This window comes from Microcystis sp. BLCC-F209 (assembly GCF_041928595.1).
Classification (GTDB): Bacteria; Cyanobacteriota; Cyanobacteriia; order Cyanobacteriales; family Microcystaceae; genus Microcystis.
On record NZ_JBHFLL010000134.1, the window covers coordinates 1 to 2,771 of the forward strand.

Genomic DNA, 2,771 nt, shown 5'->3' on the forward strand with positions numbered 1-2,771 from the left:
GCTCTTCTAGGTTCTGTGTGATAAGTTTAACTTACATAGGATCGATCTTTGTGTCCTCTGTGTCTCTGTGGTTCCTTCCACTCCCTCGCTCTTAAGGAATGTATCTTAGAATACATTTTACCCACCAAATCCAAGAGAGCCTAATACCAAATCCGTTTTTAATAATATCATTAACTGCCAATCAAACTTTAAAAACCCAGTTATGGACTGTTTCTCCCTGTCCCAGCACTCCCCGTTTCCACAAGGACACAAGTTACCTTGTGTCCTTTTTTAGGTTCAAAATCGGAATTTAAGCTAATCCGACTAATTTAGCGCTGTATTCCCACATTTTTTCGCCTCTTTCCTCGTCGCGAGCTTGAGGAGAAACCCTTTGCACAAAAGATTTACCCTCTTTTTTCTGACGGTTGCCCCAACTCCAGTAAGCACCAGATTGACGGTATTCGGGGTCAGCCACCACCATGGCCACTCTTTCCCCAGCTAATTCTTGGGAAACATAGCCACCGGTGATATTTTTCTGGAACCAGGGGAAAAACTGCTGGAAAAAGGGGTAATGATTGCGGAAAAGGGGTGTATCGGCCACACAACCCGGATAGAGGGAAGTAAAAGTAATTCCGGTAGATTCGTGATAGCGTTTGTGCAGTTCCCGCATGGTGAGAACATTACAAACCTTACTATCTTTGTAGGCTTTGACCGATTCAAATTTTTTGCCGTCGGCCATAGTAATCGGCTCTTTGAAACCCTTGGCAAACCCTTCCAAATCGCCCAAATCGGGACGAGGAGGAATTTTACCGCCTAATTCATCGGGATTATGGGTGACAGTGCCGAGAATGACTAAACGGCGGTCGGGAGAAGGGGAATTTTTTAGATCTTCCAAGAGCAAATTCGAGAGCAGGAAATGACCTAAATGATTGGTGGCCATGCTCAATTCATAACCGTCGGGACTTCTTAAGGGTTCTTTGAGCAAAGGCAGATAGATAGCGGCATTGCAGACTAAAGCGGTTAGAGAGCGGCCCAAGGCCCGGAAATTTTTAACGAAGCGCCGGACGCTATCGAGGGAACCGAGGTCGATAAATTCAATAGAGTAGTTATCCCGGGGAATGTTCAATTCCTTGGCAGCCTGTTCCATTTTCGGGATATCCCGACAGGCCATAACCACAAACCAACCTCTTTGAGCAAGGGATTTAGCGGCGTAGAGACCGACTCCAGAAGTTGTCCCAGTAATGATCACCGTGGGTTTTTGATCTTGTACCATTGTTTGATAGTTTTCGTTAATCGCTCTGGTCTAGGGAATATCCAAGGGATTCCAATCATAAATTTTATCGGTTGTCTTACCTGACCCCCAGGTTCGCTTTACATAACTTCAAATTTTCGTGAGTGTTCACTTAATCAGTAATCAGTGATCAGTGATCAGACTTGAGTTTTAAGTTTACCGATCTTCCCACTTCCCCACCTCCCCAATTCATAATTCATAATTCATAATTCATAATTCCAGGTTAACGAATCGGTTTAGCTAAATCACCGATTTTAAAACCATTACCGGTAATAATGCGACCGACGCTAGATTGACCATCAGCTTCGACAATTTCGAGAGTGCCAATCGGTTGAGTAATCTGACGGATAACCTTACCCGTTTGCGGATCCTTGACCGTTTGAGTCGTCCGTTCGATGGAAATGCGTAAACCGACACGATAGCCTTCTCCCGTACCTTTATTGAGAATTACCTGATTTCCCGCCACGGCAGCCACTAAAGCGGTGACAGTCGGGAGCGAGCGAGGTGTAGCGGCGATTTGGTCGGCTTTATCATTGAGATTATCCACCACCTGCGCCACTGCCTTATCCGTGGCAATACTGAGTAATTTCCCTTCGTTGGAGGTTTGGGAACCACCCCCAACTCCTAAAACCACGGTTGAACCATCGGATTGATTGGCAGTACCATCTCCCTGAGCGGTGGTAATAATTTCGGCCGTGGTGGTATTAATTGCCCGGACATTTAACTTGACAAAAGCATCGGTTTCTGTCTTGGCGGTGCTAAAAATAATAAACGAGCCACCGGATTGTTTTTTTTGTAAATCGAATTGGGTAATCGAACCGATAATCACCACATCTACCCCCAAAATTTGCCCGATTTGAGCGGCGGTAGCGGCATCTACACGTCCCGAAGCACCCAAATTCTGTTCTCTGAGGACGGCATCAATGCGACTGCGCTCAATGACTGTATAGCGACCACTTTCCACTAATTTGTTGACGAGAATATCACTGACACCACTGGCTCCACCATTGAGAAATGTTAACCACTGGGGATTACTGAGACCGCTATAATCGAAGTCTAAAACCGCTACTCGCACCTTTTCGCTTTTTTGGGCTAAGAGTAACGGTAAATTGTTAGAGGTAGCTTGGGAGAAAGCCGGTGCGTTGAAGCTAAAACCCAAACTAGAAGCGACTCCCACAAGGGTGATTAGGGCAGAAAAACCACGGATACTATCTCGATCAAACATGATAAGGGGTTCTCCAGTCAAATAGAATATAGATCATCGAAAATTTGGGTCTGAAACCCCGTCGTTCTACGACGGCTTTACTGTTAAATATGAGCATCGTTTACGAAATATATGCTAGTGTGAAAGGACATGGAAAAAGCCAGAAATGTTGAATCTCGTAACAAAACTTTACATTTAAGAACATGACAACCCCAGAACGCCATTTTTCAGATTGAATAGACAATTTTCCTAAACCAGTGTACATAGCTGATATGTTGACACATAAAACTCTGTAAA

Annotated in this window: 2 protein-coding genes; both read right to left on the reverse strand. The window is 44.7% G+C overall.

Going from position 1 to position 2,771, the window contains the following annotated elements; genetic code table 11:
- Nucleotides 1-289 precede the first annotated feature (289 nt).
- Nucleotides 290-1,252, reverse strand: a complete 963-nt coding sequence (locus ACE1AQ_RS08265) for a protochlorophyllide reductase (protein ID WP_008202560.1) — start codon at nt 1,250-1,252, stop codon at nt 290-292.
- Nucleotides 1,253-1,493: 241 nt separating this feature from the next.
- A complete protein-coding gene (locus ACE1AQ_RS08270) occupies nt 1,494-2,495 on the reverse strand; it encodes a CsgG/HfaB family protein (RefSeq protein ID WP_110545339.1) in 1,002 nt (333 codons plus the stop codon).
- Between the last annotated feature and the right edge of the window lie 276 nt (nt 2,496-2,771).